Here is a 17101-nt window from a genome sequence, read left to right as displayed (position 1 = left end):
GATGCGTGCGACAGCTATCCAGCCGGGGCGCGCAAAAAATTATCGCCAGATTCTACTTGAATGTAGAAGTGGTTAATAGCCGCACAGATGGTACGGATGTAAGAGGCGAGAATGTTATAGTCGCTTCAAGCTCCCTGGGGCAGGGTTTCAATACGAGCTGCTTAATGGGAAACTGCCGCGATAGAAAGAATCATTGATGGGCCGAACAATAAATGAAGGGTGTACTGTGAGTGATGACCTGCGACAAGAGGCTTTGGCTCTTTGGGTGGGTAAGGCTCTGGATATTGAATTTCCAGCAGACTTGGCCAACCTTGCTGGGGATGCGGGCTTTCGGCGCTATTTCCGCACTTCTACTGAGCCCAGGTTAATCGCTGTTGATTCTCCACCTGAGTGTACTAACCCAGCCCAATTTGTGGCAGTTGCCGATTATCTGCGGCGCAATGGTGTGCACACCCCCATGGTAATAGCAGCTGATACAGCCAATGGGTACCTGCTATTGGAAGACTTGGGTGATACCCAATTATTCGATGTGCTGAGTAATGACAGTGTTGAGGGGCTCTATGCGGAGGTAATGAGTGAGCTGCTGAGTCTCCAGCAGATACCCCGTACAGAGGATCTGTTTCCAGATTACAACCGGGAACTATTGCTGACAGAGATGCGTATTATGCCCGAGTGGCTGGTAGGCAAGTTACTCGGCTACTCCCTGAGTGAAGTGGAAAACCGCCTGCTACAAGAGACCTTTCAGCGGTTGCTGGAGAGTGCTGCAGGCCAACCGCAAGCTCTGGTACACAGAGACTACCACAGCCGTAATTTAATGATCCGTGGAGGTGAGCGCCCTGGAATCGTGGACTTCCAGGATGCCGTGTGGGGACCGATTACCTACGATTTGGTCTCTCTGTTGCGAGACTGCTATATCCGCTGGCCACGCCAGCGGGTCGAGCGCTGGGCTTTAGCCTATGCCGCTACTGCAGAAGCTGCCGGGGTGCTGGAACCTGTCGAGCCTAAAGAGTTCTTAACTTGGTTCGACTGGATGGGGCTCCAGCGTCATATTAAAGTGCTGGGCCTTTTTCCACGTCTATCATTGCGCGATGGCAAGCAGAACTACCTGGGGGATTTGCCGCTGGTGATACGCTATGTACTGGAAACTGCTGGGCGCTATGAGGAGCTCCAGCCGTTTGCGCAGTGGTTTGAGCAACAGCTACTTCCGCTTATAGAGCAGCAGCCTTGGTACAGTGATTATCGCTATGCCGGTGAATAGCACTAATAAGCTGTATAAAAACTGATAGATGAATTGAATGACTCAGCTCACTGAGATAGCCCCGACAACCGCTATGGTCTTGGCTGCGGGCTTTGGGCGTAGAATGCGCCCCCTAACTGACCAAACCCCCAAGCCTTTGTTGTCTGTGGCGGGCAAGCCGCTCATTGAGCATGTGCTTGAGCGGCTACAGGCTGTGGGAGTTCAACGGGTAGTGATCAACCTGGGCCATTTGGGCCATATGATTCGTGATTACCTGGGGAGTGGTGATCGCTGGGGGCTCGATATCCAGTATTCTGTGGAGCAAGAGGACCGCCCCCTTGAGACCGCAGGGGGTATTCTCAACGCGATGCCGCTGCTGGGAGAGGCCCCATTCTTTGTGGTTAATGGGGATGTCTGGTGTGACTTTGACCTTTCGCAGTGGGTGAATCGTCCCCTACCTGAGGGTTGCCCCGGCCGACTTCTTATGGTGCCAAATCCTCCACATAACCCTGAGGGAGACTTCGGAATTGATAATGGCCTGTTGTCTGGGACTGCCAAGCCCCGCTATACCTTTGCCGGTATCAGTTGGCTGCGCCCCGAGGTGTTAACCCGCTACCCCAAAGTGCGTGAATGCTTCGGCCTTGGCGAGGTCTTTACTTTCAATGAGGACAAACTACAGGCGGACTTATACCCTGGGGACTGGTGTGATGTGGGCACCCCCGAGCGCCTGGAAAACCTGCATTGCCGCCTGAGCGCGGAAAATTGAGTTACTGAAGGAAATAATGATGTCAGATTACAAGATTGCCCCCTCGATTCTTTCCGCCGACTTTGCCCGCCTTGGCGAAGAGGTGGACAATGTGTTAGCCGCTGGTGCTGACTGGGTGCACTTCGATGTGATGGACAACCACTATGTGCCCAACCTCACCATCGGCCCAATGGTGTGCCAGGCGTTGCGCAAGCATGGTGTCGAGGCGCCCATTGATGTGCACCTGATGGTGGAGCCGGTAGACGATATGATTCGCATGTTTGCCGATGCGGGCGCAAGTTATATTACTTTCCACCCCGAGGCTTCGCGTCACCCGGACCGCTCCCTACAGTTGATCCGCAGTCTTGGCTGTAAGGCCGGTCTGGTGTTTAACCCGGCCACAGGACTGGATGCGGCCAAGTATGTGATGGACAAGCTGGATATGATTTTGTTGATGTCAGTCAACCCTGGCTTTGGCGGGCAAAAATTTATTCCGGGCACTCTGGAAAAACTGCGCGAGGCGCGCCAGCTGATCGACGCTTCTGGTTACGATATTCGCCTTGAGATCGATGGCGGGGTCAACCGTGACAATATTGCGGAGATTGCCGCAGCCGGCGCGGATACTTTTGTTGCAGGCTCTGCAATCTTCAATGCCCCCGACTACGCTGAAGTGATCGGTGCTATGCGCGAAAGCCTGTCCTGAGAAAAACTTGGCGGGCAGCCCCTTGCCCGCCGCAAACGGGATTTGTAAACTTGTGCGCCTGCACAGAGGGAATTTCCGTGAATCACACTATCCCCACATCCAGCAGTTGGCGATGGCGCCACTGATCCGCTGAGGCCAACTGGTCAACAATACCGTTCGGCCACCTCTCCCGTGGGCGCCGCCTATACTTTGGCGCCAACAAGAAAAATACCCAATAGATCGGAGTCTCTATGACCCCTAGTGAATACGCCCAACTTGTATCTGCGGGCTATAACCGTATACCGCTAGTACGCCGTGTGCTGGCGGATATTGAAACCCCCCTGTCCACTTATCTGAAGCTTGCCGAAGGCCGCTACAGTTACCTACTGGAGTCGGTACAGGGCGGGGAGAAATGGGGGCGCTACTCCATTATTGGATTGCCCGCCAGAACCCTGCTTCGGGTGCGTGGCAACGAGGTTACGGTGGAGTGTGACGGGGCGGTGATAGAGAGCTATAACGAGCGCGACCCGCTGGCATTTGTCGAGCAGTTCCAACAGCGCTATCGGGTACCGGAACTTGCCAATTTGCCGCGTTTTAATGGTGGCTTGGTTGGGTATTTTGGCTATGACTGTGTGCGCTATATTGAACCGCGCTTAGCGCACAGTATGCCGCAGGATAGCCTGGGTAATCCGGATATCTTGTTGATGGTCAGTGATGAGCTGGTGGTGTTCGACAACCTTGCCGGTGCGGTTATCTTTATTGTGCATGCGGACCCTTCCCAGGCCGATGCCTATGAGCGGGCCCAACAGCGTCTGGATCAACTGGTGGAAAGGTTGGCCCGGCCTTTACCGGATACAGTGCCTCTGGACCTGGATGGCAAGGGAATCGAGGAGGGTGCTTTTCACTCCCACTTTGGGGAGAAAAATTTCAAGAAGGCCGTTGATAGGGTAAAGGAATATGTCCTCGCCGGTGATGTTATGCAGGTGGTGCCATCTCAGCGCTTGTCGGCTCCTTTCGATGCTCCGCCACTGAATTTTTATCGCGCCCTGCGCAGCCTGAACCCCTCGCCCTATATGTATTTCCTCGACCTGGGGGATCACCAGGTTGTGGGCTCTAGTCCAGAGATTCTGGTACGCCTGGAAGAGGGTGAGATGACTGTGCGTCCGCTAGCAGGCACCCGTCGTCGCGGTACTTCCGAGGAGGAGGATAAAGCCCTGGAGCAGGAGCTATTGGCAGACCCAAAAGAGTGTGCTGAGCACCTGATGTTGATCGATCTGGGGCGCAATGATGTGGGCCGTGTAGCGGCGACTGGCAGCGTGCGGGTCACTGAGCAGATGGTGGTGGAACGCTACTCCCATGTGATGCATATCACCTCCAATGTCACCGGTCAGTTGCGGGAGGGACTCACCGGTATGGACGCCTTACGCGCGGCGCTTCCAGCCGGTACTTTATCCGGGGCGCCGAAGATCCGCGCTATGGAAATTATCGATGAACTCGAACCAGAGAAGCGTGGTATCTATGGTGGTGCGGTGGGTTACTTGGCTTGGAATGGCAATATGGATACAGCCATCGCAATTCGCACCGCAGTCATTAAGGACGGACAGTTATTTATCCAGGCCGGTGCCGGCCTGGTGGCCGATTCAGACCCCCAATCCGAGTGGGATGAGACCATGAATAAGGCTAGGGCGTTGTTCCGTGCAGCGGGCATGGCTCTGGCGAGTAGTTGTAAAGAAGTAGAAGTAAAGATCGAACAAAATGAGCGAAGCTAGTATTTCTCAAAAAGTATCTCTTGCCGCCCGTTGTCAACAGATAGTCGAAGCTCCCCTGTTTAATCAGATGATCATTGGCATGATCCTGGTTAATGCACTGGCGGTGGGGCTAGAGACTTCAATATGGGTGATGGAGCGTTTTGGTACTGCATTGGGGGTTGTTAACCAATTGGTACTGACTGCTTTTATTTTAGAGGCAGCGATAAAAATAACTTCGCACGGATCGCGCCCCTGGCGTTATTTTGCCAGCGGCTGGAACTGCTTCGATTTCACCATCATCGCCTTAAGCTTGATTCCCGCCACAGGGCCCCTGGCAACACTCGCGCGCCTGGTACGGATCCTGCGGGTGTTGCGCCTGGTTTCTGCTTTCCCTGAACTGCGTACTCTGGTGGATACACTGTTGCGCAGCTTGCCGAGCATGATGCACATCGCAATCTTGATGGGAATTATCTTTTATATCTATGGTGTGGCGGGCTACTTTCTCTTCCATGAGATAGACCCAACCCATTGGCGCAACCTGCCGATAGCTCTGTTGAGTCTGTTCCGTATTGTGACCTTCGAGGATTGGACCGACATTATGTATACCGCCATGGATGCAATGCCCTGGGCCTGGCTCTACTTTGTCAGCTTCGTGGTCATGGGCGCCTTTGTCATGATTAACCTGTTTATTGGCGTGGTGCTCAATAACCTGGAGGAAGCCAAGTTGCGTCGAATGGATGAAATGTGTCTGCCACCCAGTCAAACCGAAATTCTGCGCGAATTGCGCTCAACCCAGGCGGCGCTCGCACGACTGCAAAAGCGTATGGAAGCAACTACCGATACTGCACAGGCTATGGGGGCCAAGTAATGATTTTGATGATCGATAACTACGATTCCTTTACCTGGAATGTGGTGCAGTACCTTGAGGAGCTGGGCGCAGAGGTTGTGGTCAAGCGCAATGACGAAATTACCCTTGAGGACATAGAGCAGTTGGCCCCGGCGAAAATTGTGATTTCACCAGGGCCCTGCACACCCAATGAGGCAGGCATTTCCCTGGAGACGATCCGCCATTTCGCCGGGCGTATCCCTATTTTGGGTATTTGCCTTGGTCACCAGAGTATCGGCCAGGTTTTTGGTGGTCGCGTCGTACGTGCCGGCCAGGTTATGCACGGTAAAACATCGCCTATAGTGCACAACAACCTGGGAGTGTTTCACGGCCTATCCAATCCTTTCGAGGCCACCCGTTATCACTCCCTGGTGGTGGAAAAGGGCAGCTTGCCTGAATGCCTGGAAATTACCGCCTGGACGGAGACGCCTGACGGCGAGATTGATGAAATTATGGGGCTGCGCCACCGAGAATTACCGATAGAGGGCGTGCAGTTTCATCCAGAGTCCATTCTCACCATGCATGGCCACGATATGTTGAAGAATTTTCTCGAGTCCTGATGCGAAGGGCAAAACGCGGGGCAGTTAATTACGCTTCGCACCAATCAATACTGAGCGGGACAAGGGGGCACAATGAATATACAAAATGCTATCGCCAAGCTGGTGGATGGAGAGCATTTGAGCCGTGAGGAGATGCGTGAGACTGTGGGCCAAATCATGCGCGGTGAAGCCCTGGAAGCGCAGATAGGGGCCTTGCTGATCGCGTTGCGCATTCGCGGTGAAACTGTCGACGAGATCGTCGGTGCGGTGGAAACCATGCGCGCACTGGCCACTAAGGTTGAACTCGACCTTGAGAATACCGTAGACATCGTCGGCACCGGCGGAGATGGCGCAAATCTATTTAATGTATCCAGTGCCAGTAGTTTTGTTGCAGCTGCAGCTGGGGCCAGGGTGGCCAAACACGGCAACCGCTCGGTGTCTTCTAGTAGTGGCTCCGCCGATTTGCTCGAACGCGCCGGGGTTTATCTGGATTTAAGCGCGGAGCAAATGGCCCGCTGTGTGGAAACGCTCGGTATCGGCTTTATGTTTGCGCCCAGTTTCCATAGCGCCGTTCGTCATGTAGGCCCAGCGCGCAAAGCACTGGGGCTGCGCACTATTTTTAATCTGCTCGGCCCCATGACCAACCCCGCCGGAGTTAAGCGCAAGGTTATTGGTGTTTATGAGAAACGCTACTGTCGTTTGTTGGCTGAAGTCCTGCAACGACTTGGTTCTGAGCACGTGCTGGTCCTGCACAGCGATGACGGCCTCGACGAAGCCAGTATCGCCGCAGATACTTTTGCGGTGGAATTGAAAGATGGTGTTATTAGTGAGTTTACTCTCTGCCCCGAAGCCTTTGGTCTGCCCCGCCAAAGCCTGGATGGCTTGATTGTTGCGGGTGCCGCAGAGTCTCTATCCTTGATTCGCGACGCATTGGGTAAACGTGAAACTGAGGCAGGGAAAAAAGCTGCAGATATTATCGCCCTGAATGCCGGCCTGGCCATTTATGTCAGCGGCACTGCGAGCACGGCAGAGCAGGGTGTCGCCATGGCGCAGGACGCCATCGATAGCGGTTTGGCCGCAGAAAAAATCAATGACCTGGCTGCCTTTACCAGCGCCTTTCGCCCCGAGGAAGTGAAATCGTGAGCACACCGACCATTTTAAAAACTATTATCGAGCGCAAGTGGCAGGAAGTGGCGGAGCGCAAATCTCAATGCAGTCTGGAAGAGATACGTCTGAGCGCGGAGGACCAACCACCGGCGAGGGGATTTGTCGCGGCATTGGAATACAAAATCGCCGAGGGTGAGGCCGCAGTGATTGCGGAAATCAAAAAGGCTTCCCCCAGCAAGGGGGTGATTCGCGAGGACTTTCTTCCCGCAGAAATTGCGACCAGTTATGAGAGAGGTGGCGCGGCATGCTTGTCGGTACTCACCGATAGGGATTTTTTCCAGGGCGATGACAGTTATTTGCAGCAGGCGCGCAACGCGGTTCGTTTACCGGTTTTGCGTAAGGACTTTACCGTGGACCCTTACCAGGTGTTTGAGGCGCGCGCTATTGGAGCTGATTGCATCCTGCTCATTGCCGCCTGCCTGGAAGATCAGCAAATGCAGGAACTCAATGGTTTGGCCCTGGAATTGGGATTGGATGTGCTGGTGGAAGTGCACAATCGCGCAGAGCTGGAGAGGGCGTTGGCTCTCCCCAACCGTCTAATTGGAATTAACAATCGTAATCTGCACACCTTTGAGGTACAGCTGGAGAACACTTTTAAACTGCTCAATCTGATTCCCAAGGACCGCATTGTTGTAACAGAAAGCGGTATCCACACGACGGATGATGTCGCGGCCATGCGCGGGCACAGTGTCGATGCATTTTTGGTTGGCGAGGCTTTTATGCGCGAGGAAGAGCCGGGACGAAAATTGATGGAGATGTTTAACTGATGCTAGTGGGGTTTTTAGAAAGTTAGCTAGATAAAATCACAGACACAAAAAAGGGCGATTGATTACATCGCCCTTTTTTGTGTCTGTGGTATTTGACTCTGGGACAGGTATTTAACGGGTGCCGTAAACCACCATAGTTTTACCTTTGACCGATACCAAGCCCTGCTCTTCCAGGGTTTTCAGCACGCGCCCAACCATCTCACGGGAACATCCGACAATACGGCCAATTTCCTGGCGAGTGATCTTGATTTGCATGCCTTCTGGATGGGTCATCGCATCGGGCTCATTACACAGGTCCAAAAGGGTGCGAGCCACACGACCGGTAACATCAAGGAAGGCTAGATCGCCAACTTTTCGAGTGGTATTGCGTAGGCGCCCGGCCATTTGTGTGGCTAGAGCGAACAGGAATTCTGGGTGCTGACGAGTCAGTTCCTGGAATTTGGTGTAGGAGATTTCCGCAACCTCACACTCGGTTTTGGTGCGCACCCAGGCGCTGCGGGTGTCCTGATCAAATAGCCCCATTTCACCGAAAAAGTCCCCGTCGTTTAGATAGGCTACGATCATTTCGCGGCCCTCGTCATCTTCGATTAAGACGGTGACTGAACCGCGCATAATGAAATAGAGGGACTCACAGCGGTCGCCGGCATAGATAATCGTGCTCTTGGCCGGATAGCGTCGCCGGTGGCAGTGGGCCAGAAAGTCTTCAATATTGCCGATAGTCATGGGGTCTTCGATAGCAACCGTCACGGATTTATTCCTCATTTTTTGTCTCGTGCTCTATCCCGGCTTTAGCAGCTGAGCACTATTGAATTATCGCGCGAAAAAACAGTCCCCAACAGAGGTTGGTCGCGGCAAAGTTCCGCAGTGTGACCTGTGACACTCTGGCGCGGGTGCGATTGGACTGCAAGCGGGCTATTGCGTTCACTGGCGAAGGGGAGAAACTTCAGTAGTGAACATTTCGCGCGGAGGTGTTACGGACACTATACCGGAAATACTCTGCCTGTCAGGATAATCTTGTACTCTGTGCTAAGCTTCGCGGCTTGAATTTCAGCGGGAGAATGGCAATGCAGGGCAAGGTAACCTGGGTTAATGATTTGACCTTCGTCGGCGAAGCCGGCAGTGGTAATTCGGTAGTGATGGAAGGGGGGCGCACTAATAACGGTGTGCGCCCGATGGAGATGATTCTCCTCGGAGTTGGTGGCTGTGCAGCCTATGATGTGGTTTCCATTTTACAGAAGGCGCGCCAGGATATTATTTCCTGTCATTGCGAATTGAATGGCGTTCGCCCGGATACCACCCCATCACCTTTTGAGCGAATTGAAATGGAATTTGTTGTGCGAGGCCGGGGAATAAAAGAATCCCATGTAGCCCGCGCTGTGGAGCTATCTGCAGAGAAATATTGCTCTGCTTCAATTATGTTGCGCAATGCGGGAGTGGAGATTGTGCATCGCTATCGAGTAGAAGAAGTCTAAGCAATACTCAGATAAAGAAAAGGCCTGCTCAAAAGCGGTTGCTTTTAGCGGGCCAGCCAATTTTTACGAACCGGTTATTAATATTTTAAATTTTGTAACTGGCTGAGGTCATCACCTTGGCTACCAGAGACATAGCGCCTTTCACCGGTGCTGGGAAACGTTTGCCTCCGGCGGCTAGCGCGGCATGAGCGTGTTCACTCTCATCGACCAACATTTGCTCCACTACGGCGCGACTGCGTTTGTCCTGGGCTGGAAGCTTCTGCAGATGACTCTCCAGGTGTTCGCAGACCCTTTCTTCTGTCGCTGCGACAAATCCCAGGCTGATGCGATCGCTGATTTTGCCGGCGGCGGCGCCCAGTCCAAATGACAATCCATACCAGAGTGGATTGAGCAGGCTTGGGCGGCTGTCCAGTTCTTTGAGGCGCTGCTCACACCAAGCCAGGTGGTCGATCTCCTCATCCGCAGCGCGCTCCATTTCACCGCGTACCTCGGGCAGTTTTGCTGTGAGTGCCTGGCCTTGGTAGAGGGCTTGAGCACAGACTTCGCCGCTGTGGTTGACCCGCATCAGACCGGCGGCGTGCTTGCGCTCGGTATCGCTGAGCTCGGCCTCCGCTTCGCCTTTGGCCGGAGATGGGCGCCCGTGACAGGGCTCGCCGGGACTCAGAGTGCGCAGGGCGCGGTCAGCCTGAATCAGCAGGTGATCGAGGCCACTTAAATTGCGTTCACTCATGTTTATGACTTCCTCTGTATGGCGGTAGTCAGCCCTACCGCCATGCTGGGTAAAACTACTTATCGCTACTAGTCTGTTCTCTTTCGACCGCGCGATAACCGATATCTTTCCGGTAAAAGACACCTTCCCAATAGATGGCGCGGGCAGCTTCATAGGCATTGGCCTGAGCTTCGGCGACAGTGTCGCCCAATGCGGTGGCGCAGAGTACGCGGCCGCCATTTGTGACCACACGTTCGCCGTCCAGGGCAGTACCAGCGTGGAAGACTTTGGCATTATCGCTGTCAGCTTTCTCAAGCCCACTAATAGCATCGCCTTTGCGGTAACTTCCGGGATAGCCGTGTGCGGCCAGTACCACCCCAAGTGATGGGCGCGGGTCCCATTCAGCCGTCACGCTATCGAGTTTTTTATCCAGTGCGGCCAGGCACAGGTCTACCAGGTCGGATTTCAGACGCATCATAATAGGCTGGGTTTCGGGGTCGCCGAAGCGGCAGTTGTACTCGATCACTCTGGGAGCACCCTGCGGATCGATCATCAGGCCAGCGTAGAGAAACCCGGTATATGGCGTACCCTCAGCGGCGAGGCCTGTTACTGTGGGTTCAATCACTTCTTGCATAATGCGCTGATAAACACTGTCGGTCACTACCGGTGCCGGGGAGTAGGCACCCATGCCGCCGGTATTGGGGCCAGTATCGCCGTCACCGACGCGTTTGTGGTCCTGGCTGGTGGCCATGGGCAGGATATTCTCCCCATCTACCATAACGATAAAGCTCGCTTCTTCACCCTGCAGGAATTCCTCGATCACTACTCGGCAGCCAGCGTCGCCAAAGGCGTTGCCGGAGAGCATATCGCGCACAGCCAGCTCGGCCTGTTGCTCGGTCTCGGCGACGATGACGCCTTTACCAGCGGCGAGGCCATCGGCTTTGACTACGATGGGTGCTCCGCGCTCACGAATATATTCGATGGCTGGTTCAACTTCGGTGAAATTGCGATAAGCGGCGGTGGGGATTTTGTGGCGCTCAAGGAAATCCTTGGTGAAGGCCTTGGAGCCTTCCAGCTGTGCAGCGCCTTTGCTGGGGCCAAAGATGGCGAGGCCACGCCCGTTAAAGAAATCTACAATGCCGTCAACTAGTGGCGCTTCGGGGCCGACGATAGTGAGTTCCACGCCGTTTTCCTCGGCGAAGTCCGCCAAAGCAGGGAAGTTGTCGACACCGATGGCCAGATTCTGCACTTTGCCTTCGCGGGCGGTGCCGGCATTGCCTGGTGCTACAAACACAGTACCCACTTTGGGGTTTTGCGCGGCTTTCCACGCTAGGGCGTGCTCGCGGCCACCTAAGCCGATGATTAATACATTCATTCTTAAATCCCCCTAAGTTGACCACTTGGGTCCATTGGACAGGTATCAGGTGCGCTAGTTTAGCGCGGAATCGTTGCAGGTGGTGTTACACGCCTACAATAGGCGCCTCTTTGATAGTGGGCGCTGGGAACTACTCGATAACAGTGACGCATCCTCTGCGTCACTGTCACGAATCTCCTTGAAGCGAGAGAGGGCTTCGTGAAGAGTGCCGGTTTAGTGGCGGAAGTGGCGCATGCCAGTAAAGACCATGGCCATATTGTGCTCGTCCGCTGCCGCGATCACTTCCTCATCGCGCATGGAGCCACCGGGCTGGATAACCGCCTGGATACCGACAGCGGCGGCGTTATCAATACCATCGCGGAAGGGGAAGAAAGCGTCGGAGGCCATCATGGATCCTGCAACGGCGAGGCCGGCATGCTCGGCCTTGATCGCGGCGATACGCGCGGAGTTTACGCGGCTCATTTGGCCTGCGCCTACACCGACAGTGCGACCGTCTTTGCCGTATACGATGGCATTGGATTTTACAAACTTGGCCACTTTCCAGGTAAACAACAGATCGCGGATTTCTTCTTCAGTGGGCTGGCGTTTGGAGACTACTTTCAGGTCGGCAGCGGTGATCAGGCCGTCGTCGCGGTCCTGAACCAGCAGGCCGCCATTAACGCGCTTGTAATCCAGTGCCGGGGTGCGCTCGTTGCTCCACTGGCCGCATACCAGCAAGCGCAGATTCTTCTTCTCGGCAACGGCCTGTTTTGCCTCTTCAGAGACTGAGGGTGCGATGATGACTTCAACAAACTGTCGCTCGACGATCGCGCGGGCAGTGGCGCCATCTAGTTCGCGGTTGAAGGCGATGATACCGCCAAAGGCGGATTCGCTGTCGGTAGCGAAAGCCAGGTCGTAGGCCTTGTGAATATCTTCAGCGATTGCCACACCACAGGGGTTGGCGTGTTTAACGATTACGCAAGCGGGTTGCTCGAAGGACTTAACACACTCCAACGCGGCATCGGTATCGGCGATATTGTTGTAGGACAGCTCTTTACCCTGCAGCTGGGTGGCAGTGGAAATGCTGGCCTCAGCTGGGTTGGCTTCGGTGTAGAAAGCGGATTTCTGGTGCGGGTTCTCACCGTAGCGCAGATCCAGTTTCTTGATAAATTGGCTGTTGTAGGTGCGCGGGAACAGCTGCTTTTCCTCGCCTTTAATGGCACCCAGGTAGTTGGCGATAGCGCCGTCATAGCCCGCCGTGTGCTCGAAGGCTTTTACCGCCAGGTCAAAGCGGCTGGCGTGGCTCAGGGCACCGTCGTTAGCTTTCATTTCCTCGATGATGCTGCCGTAATCGCTGGCACTGACCACGATAGTGACATCTTTGTGGTTCTTGGCCGCTGCGCGAACCATGGTGGGGCCACCGATATCGATATTCTCGATAGCGTCCTCAAGGGAACAGTCAGGCTTGGCTACGGTTTGAGCGAAAGGGTAGAGGTTGACCACAACCATATCGATGGGGGTGATACCGTGCTCGCCCATGATGGCGTCATCGGTGCCTCGGCGCCCCAAAATACCGCCGTGTACCTTCGGATGCAGGGTCTTGACGCGACCGTCCATCATCTCGGGGAAGCCGGTATAGTCGGAAACTTCTACGACTGGAATTCCGGCTTCTTTGAGCTGGCGGTGGGTGCCGCCGGTGGAGAGGATTTCTACGCCCATTGCGGAGAGCTGTTGGGCGAACTCTACGATGCCACTCTTGTCAGAGACACTAATTAAAGCGCGGCTGATGGAAACCTTGTCTGTCATTGCACTAGATCCAACTGGTTTTCGGAAAAGATGTTTAAAGGGTTTATGCGGGTTGTTCTCTGCGGCAACGAATAAAATTGCTGCCGGGAAAATAGCGAAGGGGGATGAGTTACCTCATCCCCCTTCAGAATTTCTCTTGGTGGGAAGCTTACAACAGGCCGTAGCGCTTCAGCTTCTTGCGCAGAGTACCACGGTTGAGACCCAGTAATTGCGCGGCGCGGGTCTGGTTGTGGCGAGTATATTTCATCACCACTTCGAGCATGGGCGCTTCGATCTCCGACAGCACCATGTCATAGACATCGGTAACCATCTGGCCATCCAGGTGGCGGAAATAGTTCTCCATCGCGTGCTCAACGGCATCGCGCAGGGACTGTTGTTGCGGCTGTGCCAGCTGCGTCTGCCCCCTGGAGGATACTTCTTCGCTGCCAGTATCCGGAATCAATACTTCATTATTCATGCCGCTTGTGCCCCTCTCGTTATTCGGCGTTCAAACCACTCGTGAACGCTGGCATGTTGTACTTCTGCGCTCTCTATTTGGAAAAAGGTCTTGCGGAAGGACTCGCTGTCCGCGAGTGTCTTCAAGTACCAGCCCACGTGTTTGCGGGCGATACGGACCCCCATCACCTCACCGTAGAATCGGTGCAGTTCACCCAAGTGGGTGAGCAGTATTTTTCTTACTTCGTCCAATGTTGGTTCGGGCAGCCGCTCGCCGGTGGCGAGGTAGTGGGCTATCTCCCGAAAAATCCAAGGTCGTCCCTGTGCGGCACGGCCAATCATGACCGCCGCAGCACCAGTGTAATTGAGCACCTCGCGGGCTCTATCGGCACTGGTTATGTCGCCGTTGGCAAAAACTGGGATTGCTACCCTGGATACAATATCGGCAATGGTATCGAATTCAGCCTGTCCGTGGTAGCCGCAGGCACGAGTGCGACCGTGAACCGCCAAAGCAGCGATACCAGCATCCTCGGCCATTTGAGCAACGGTGACGCCATTACGGGAATCCGTACACCAGCCGGTGCGGATCTTAAGCGTCACCGGGACGGAGACAGACTGGACCACGGCCTGCAATATATCCGCAACCAGCTTTTCATCCCGCAGCAGGGCGGAGCCCGCCGCTTTCTTACACACTTTTTTTGCCGGGCAGCCCATATTTATATCAATGATTTGCGCGCCGCGACGCACGTTCTCCCGAGCGGCCTGAGCCATCATCTCGGGATCACCACCGGCAATTTGTACCGATATGGGAGCTGCCTCACCACCGTGGTCCAGACGCAGTCGTGACTTGCGGCTATTCCACAGACGCGTGTCTGAGGTCACCATCTCCGATACCACCAGCCCGGCGCCGAGTTGGCGACACAGTTGACGGAAGGGGCGATCAGTAACTCCGGCCATTGGCGCCAAGATTACCGGGTTGTCGATAATGTAGGGGCCTATAGCAATAGACACGGTAGCTCCGTTTGGGCTTTGGAAGGGCGTTCTGGGCCCAGGCAAAAAGGCCGCCTATGATAACGACTGCCCCGGCGTTGGCAAAGCGAAAAAGCGGGCAAATTGATCGATCCCTGTGCGTTTAGCTTGCAGAGTGGTCAATTTTAGTGGCTTTGCACGACAGAGTGACCAATGTCTTGGCGCTCAAACCTTCCTCAAGGAGCGATTTTCATCTCGTAGTTCACCGCCTCGGCCCCTGGATCGACTACCTCAATGGCAATGTGAATAGGGCTGCCCTGGGGCATTAGCTTGCGCCCAGCCAACTCCCCTTGTAAATACTCTTGGGGACTAAAGCGGCGACTCGCTACCGCTTTATTTTTCAGATCGCTGAAATTTAACAGCAAATTGGGAAACGCCTGGGGGTAGGGCGCTGTATTTAGAAGCACAGCGTCCACAATCAGGGCGCCCTCCAACTGGGGATGGCTGCGCACCATCAGGTTGGAGGCCTGGATCGCTCTGGCATCGCGTAATGGGGGGAGAGTACAGCCGAATAGTGGGCAGGCCACAGCGTAAATTTTGCGCCATGGTTGCTGCTTGCTGAGACGGTCGAACTGAAAGTAGCCCACTTGAAGCAGCAGTAAAATGACCAAAGCTGGCAGGAGAAGTCGCCACAGCCAGGGACTCACCGCTTTCTTCGATGGTGTCGCACCCCAGCTCATTTCCAGCGGGGCAGGTTGAATGGCGGAGATCAGCTGTTCACGAGCGGGCTCGGCCTGCGGCTCAGGAGTGTCCTCAGCTTCTGTGGCAAAGTAAGGCTCCCTGCGTTGACCACTTGCCTCAGGCTGGGATGTAGGGAATATCTCTTCGGAGCTAGGGGGCGTCTCGGATGTTGATTTTAGATCGCTGGGCTCTGTGGCAGTTGTTTGCGCCTCCAGGGGCTGTTCCCAGGGATCCAGGTCATTGAGGCTATCGTTTTTATGGGTGGTGTCCCGATTGTCATAATCGGTGTCAACCCTATTGCCTGTAGTACTGTTATCGAAGTCGGGTAAATCGTCCCAATCCGGTTTGAGTACCGACTCTAGGTCTTCCTCCTGGGCTTCCTCGTGGTGGTTTTCTTCTTGTAGCTCCTGCCACTCGTTATCGCCAAATGCGTCACCAATGAGGCTCTCGGAATTCGCTGGTGGTGCTTCGGGCTGGGTGTCTTCTGCGGGTTCCCCGGCTTCAAAATCGATGGGAGGCTGCTTTGCATTGGCGCTGTTGGAGGCTGCCTTATCCGCATCCGCCGGATCGTCGTCTTCCAGCTCGATATCGTCATGAATCAGGAAGTCATCGTCTTCCAGAAGAGTTTCCAAATCACTGCGTGTGTCGGGGCCATTGTCATTAAAGACAATGTTCTCATCTGCACGGAAAACTTGCAGGCAGGAACCACAGCGCACAGCGCCACGGGCAGCACGCAGCTGCTGGTCATTAACGTGAAATGAGGTGCTGCAATGGGGGCAGCGGGTTACCAGTTGAGACATTCGACTATGGCGCAGTTTATTTTGCGCTCAAGTTTATCAGTCTGCCCGGTCCCCGCGTAGTACTGGCTAGCGTATTTAGCGAATACGGGTACCACTCAGGCGTACCCAACCCTCGTGCTCCGCATCCTCATCGAAATCGATCTGGTCTGAGTAGGCAGTTTTTACTTGTTCGGCCTGGGAGGCGAGGATACCGGACAGGCAGATACGCCCGCCGATTTTGGTCAGCGCAATCAGCTGATTGGAGAGCTCTACCAATGGGCCGGCAAGGATATTGGCTAGCATGAGATCGGCGGCTTCCTGAGGCATCTGTTCTGGCAAATAGACTGGGAAGCGCTGCGGGTCTATGCCGTTGCGCACCGCGTTGTCGCGACTGGCAATCAGAGCCTGTGGATCGATATCGGTCCCCATGGCGCATTTGGCTCCGAGTAGCAAGGCGCCGATGCCAAGGATGCCGGAACCACAGCCAAAGTCGATGGCGCTCTTATCCTGCAAGGGCTCTTGTGCCAGCCAACGCAAGCACAGGTAGGTCGTGGGGTGGGTGCCGGTGCCGAAGGCGAGTCCAGGGTCCAGTAGCAGGTTGACCGCCTCCGGTTGAGGCGGCTCGCACCAGCTGGGGCAGATCCACAAGTTGTCGCCGCACTGAATGGGTTTATAGTGAGACATCCACTCGCGTTCCCAGTCTTTATCCTCAAGTTGGTCCCAGCGGGCATTGGGTAGGAGTTCGCAAAGGTAGGAAGCTGCTTTGGCCTCAGTGACAGCAGTGTCGACCTCGGCATCGAATAGACCGGTAACCCGTGTTTGATCCCATAGGGGTACTTCGCCGAGTCCGGGTTCGAGAATGGGTTGGTCTGCGTTGTCTTGCAGGGTAACGGATACGGCACCGGCAAAAAGCAGTGCATTTTCAATTTTGTCCGCTTGGGCACGATCGGTGTCGACGCGGAGTTGTAGCCAGGGCATAGGGATTCCGTGGTGAGTAACTGCTATTGGGTGGAGTGGCCACCCTACTTTTGCGATGTCCGCCGCCATCCCTGGCGTTCGGCATCA

Annotated in this window: 17 protein-coding genes; 9 read left to right on the top strand and 8 right to left on the bottom strand. The window is 54.9% G+C overall.

The annotated features are described in order from the left end of the window. Positions 1–226: 226 nt before the first annotated feature. The 8 genes from ACJJIV_RS08850 to trpC all read left to right on the top strand — a co-directional run bounded on the left by ACJJIV_RS08850 (position 227) and on the right by trpC (position 7771). Entirely contained in the window at positions 227–1258 is a 1032-nt protein-coding gene (locus ACJJIV_RS08850) for an aminoglycoside phosphotransferase family protein (RefSeq protein ID WP_444891444.1), read from the top strand. 37 nt (positions 1259–1295) lie between these two features. Further along, on the top strand, positions 1296–2003 hold the full coding sequence (locus tag ACJJIV_RS08845; protein ID WP_444891443.1) for a nucleotidyltransferase family protein: 708 nt from the start codon (positions 1296–1298) through the stop codon (positions 2001–2003). Positions 2004–2022: 19 nt separating this feature from the next. After that, the gene (gene rpe / locus ACJJIV_RS08840; protein WP_252084363.1) at positions 2023–2685 is read left to right on the top strand and encodes a ribulose-phosphate 3-epimerase; all 663 of its coding nucleotides are present in this window, start codon (positions 2023–2025) and stop codon (positions 2683–2685) included. A gap of 230 nt (positions 2686–2915) precedes the next feature. Then, the gene (trpE, locus tag ACJJIV_RS08835; RefSeq protein WP_444891442.1) at positions 2916–4433 is read left to right on the top strand and encodes an anthranilate synthase component I; all 1518 of its coding nucleotides are present in this window, start codon (positions 2916–2918) and stop codon (positions 4431–4433) included. Beyond that, on the top strand, positions 4420–5280 hold the full coding sequence (locus ACJJIV_RS08830; RefSeq protein WP_444891441.1) for an ion transporter: 861 nt from the start codon (positions 4420–4422) through the stop codon (positions 5278–5280). The genes trpE and ACJJIV_RS08830 overlap by 14 nt, the downstream gene beginning before the upstream one ends. Next, complete coding sequence (locus ACJJIV_RS08825) at positions 5280–5858, top strand: anthranilate synthase component II (protein ID WP_444887925.1); 579 nt, start codon at positions 5280–5282, stop codon at positions 5856–5858. The genes ACJJIV_RS08830 and ACJJIV_RS08825 overlap by 1 nt, the downstream gene beginning before the upstream one ends. Positions 5859–5930: 72 nt before the next feature. Beyond that, positions 5931–6980 (top strand): anthranilate phosphoribosyltransferase, encoded by a 1050-nt coding sequence (gene trpD, locus ACJJIV_RS08820; protein WP_444891440.1) that lies wholly within the window; start codon positions 5931–5933, stop codon positions 6978–6980. Further along, a complete protein-coding gene (gene trpC, locus ACJJIV_RS08815) occupies positions 6974–7771 on the top strand; it encodes an indole-3-glycerol phosphate synthase TrpC (protein WP_252085952.1) in 798 nt (265 codons plus the stop codon). Before trpD ends, trpC begins: the two co-directional genes overlap by 7 nt. A 111-nt stretch (positions 7772–7882) precedes the next feature. Here the strand turns inward: trpC and crp are convergent, their stop codons facing one another. Continuing rightward, complete coding sequence (crp, locus tag ACJJIV_RS08810) at positions 7883–8533, bottom strand: cAMP-activated global transcriptional regulator CRP (protein WP_051089460.1); 651 nt, start codon at positions 8531–8533, stop codon at positions 7883–7885. A 302-nt stretch (positions 8534–8835) separates the two neighbouring features. On the opposite strand from crp, the gene ACJJIV_RS08805 reads away from it, so the two are divergent. Continuing rightward, on the top strand, positions 8836–9243 hold the full coding sequence (locus tag ACJJIV_RS08805) for an OsmC family protein (protein WP_252084368.1): 408 nt from the start codon (positions 8836–8838) through the stop codon (positions 9241–9243). Positions 9244–9328: 85 nt separating this feature from the next. Here ACJJIV_RS08805 and coq7 read toward each other — a convergent pair whose 3' ends face one another. The 7 genes from coq7 to prmA form a co-directional block, all read right to left on the bottom strand. Beyond that, on the bottom strand, positions 9329–9973 hold the full coding sequence (coq7, locus tag ACJJIV_RS08800; protein WP_444883649.1) for a 2-polyprenyl-3-methyl-6-methoxy-1,4-benzoquinone monooxygenase: 645 nt from the start codon (positions 9971–9973) through the stop codon (positions 9329–9331). Positions 9974–10028: 55 nt separating this feature from the next. Continuing rightward, a complete protein-coding gene (gene purD, locus ACJJIV_RS08795) occupies positions 10029–11327 on the bottom strand; it encodes a phosphoribosylamine--glycine ligase (RefSeq protein WP_444891439.1) in 1299 nt (432 codons plus the stop codon). A 213-nt stretch (positions 11328–11540) separates the two neighbouring features. Then, a complete protein-coding gene (gene purH, locus ACJJIV_RS08790; protein WP_444891438.1) occupies positions 11541–13112 on the bottom strand; it encodes a bifunctional phosphoribosylaminoimidazolecarboxamide formyltransferase/IMP cyclohydrolase in 1572 nt (523 codons plus the stop codon). 148 nt (positions 13113–13260) lie between these two features. Next, positions 13261–13569, bottom strand: coding sequence for a DNA-binding transcriptional regulator Fis (fis, locus tag ACJJIV_RS08785; protein WP_152451046.1), 309 nt, complete (start codon positions 13567–13569; stop codon positions 13261–13263). Then, positions 13566–14504, bottom strand: coding sequence for a tRNA dihydrouridine synthase DusB (dusB, locus tag ACJJIV_RS08780; protein WP_252085953.1), 939 nt, complete (start codon positions 14502–14504; stop codon positions 13566–13568). Before dusB ends, fis begins: the two co-directional genes overlap by 4 nt. A gap of 248 nt (positions 14505–14752) precedes the next feature. After that, complete coding sequence (locus ACJJIV_RS08775; protein ID WP_444891437.1) at positions 14753–16057, bottom strand: DUF3426 domain-containing protein; 1305 nt, start codon at positions 16055–16057, stop codon at positions 14753–14755. A gap of 75 nt (positions 16058–16132) precedes the next feature. After that, positions 16133–17014 carry a 50S ribosomal protein L11 methyltransferase gene (gene prmA, locus ACJJIV_RS08770; protein WP_444891436.1) on the bottom strand — a complete coding sequence of 294 codons (882 nt, stop codon included), beginning with the start codon at positions 17012–17014 and terminating at the stop codon, positions 16133–16135. Positions 17015–17101: the final 87 nt, after the last annotated feature.

Source organism: Microbulbifer mixtoriginis (SeqCode) (assembly GCF_052466765.1).
This window is presented reverse-complemented; position numbering and strand designations above follow the sequence as displayed.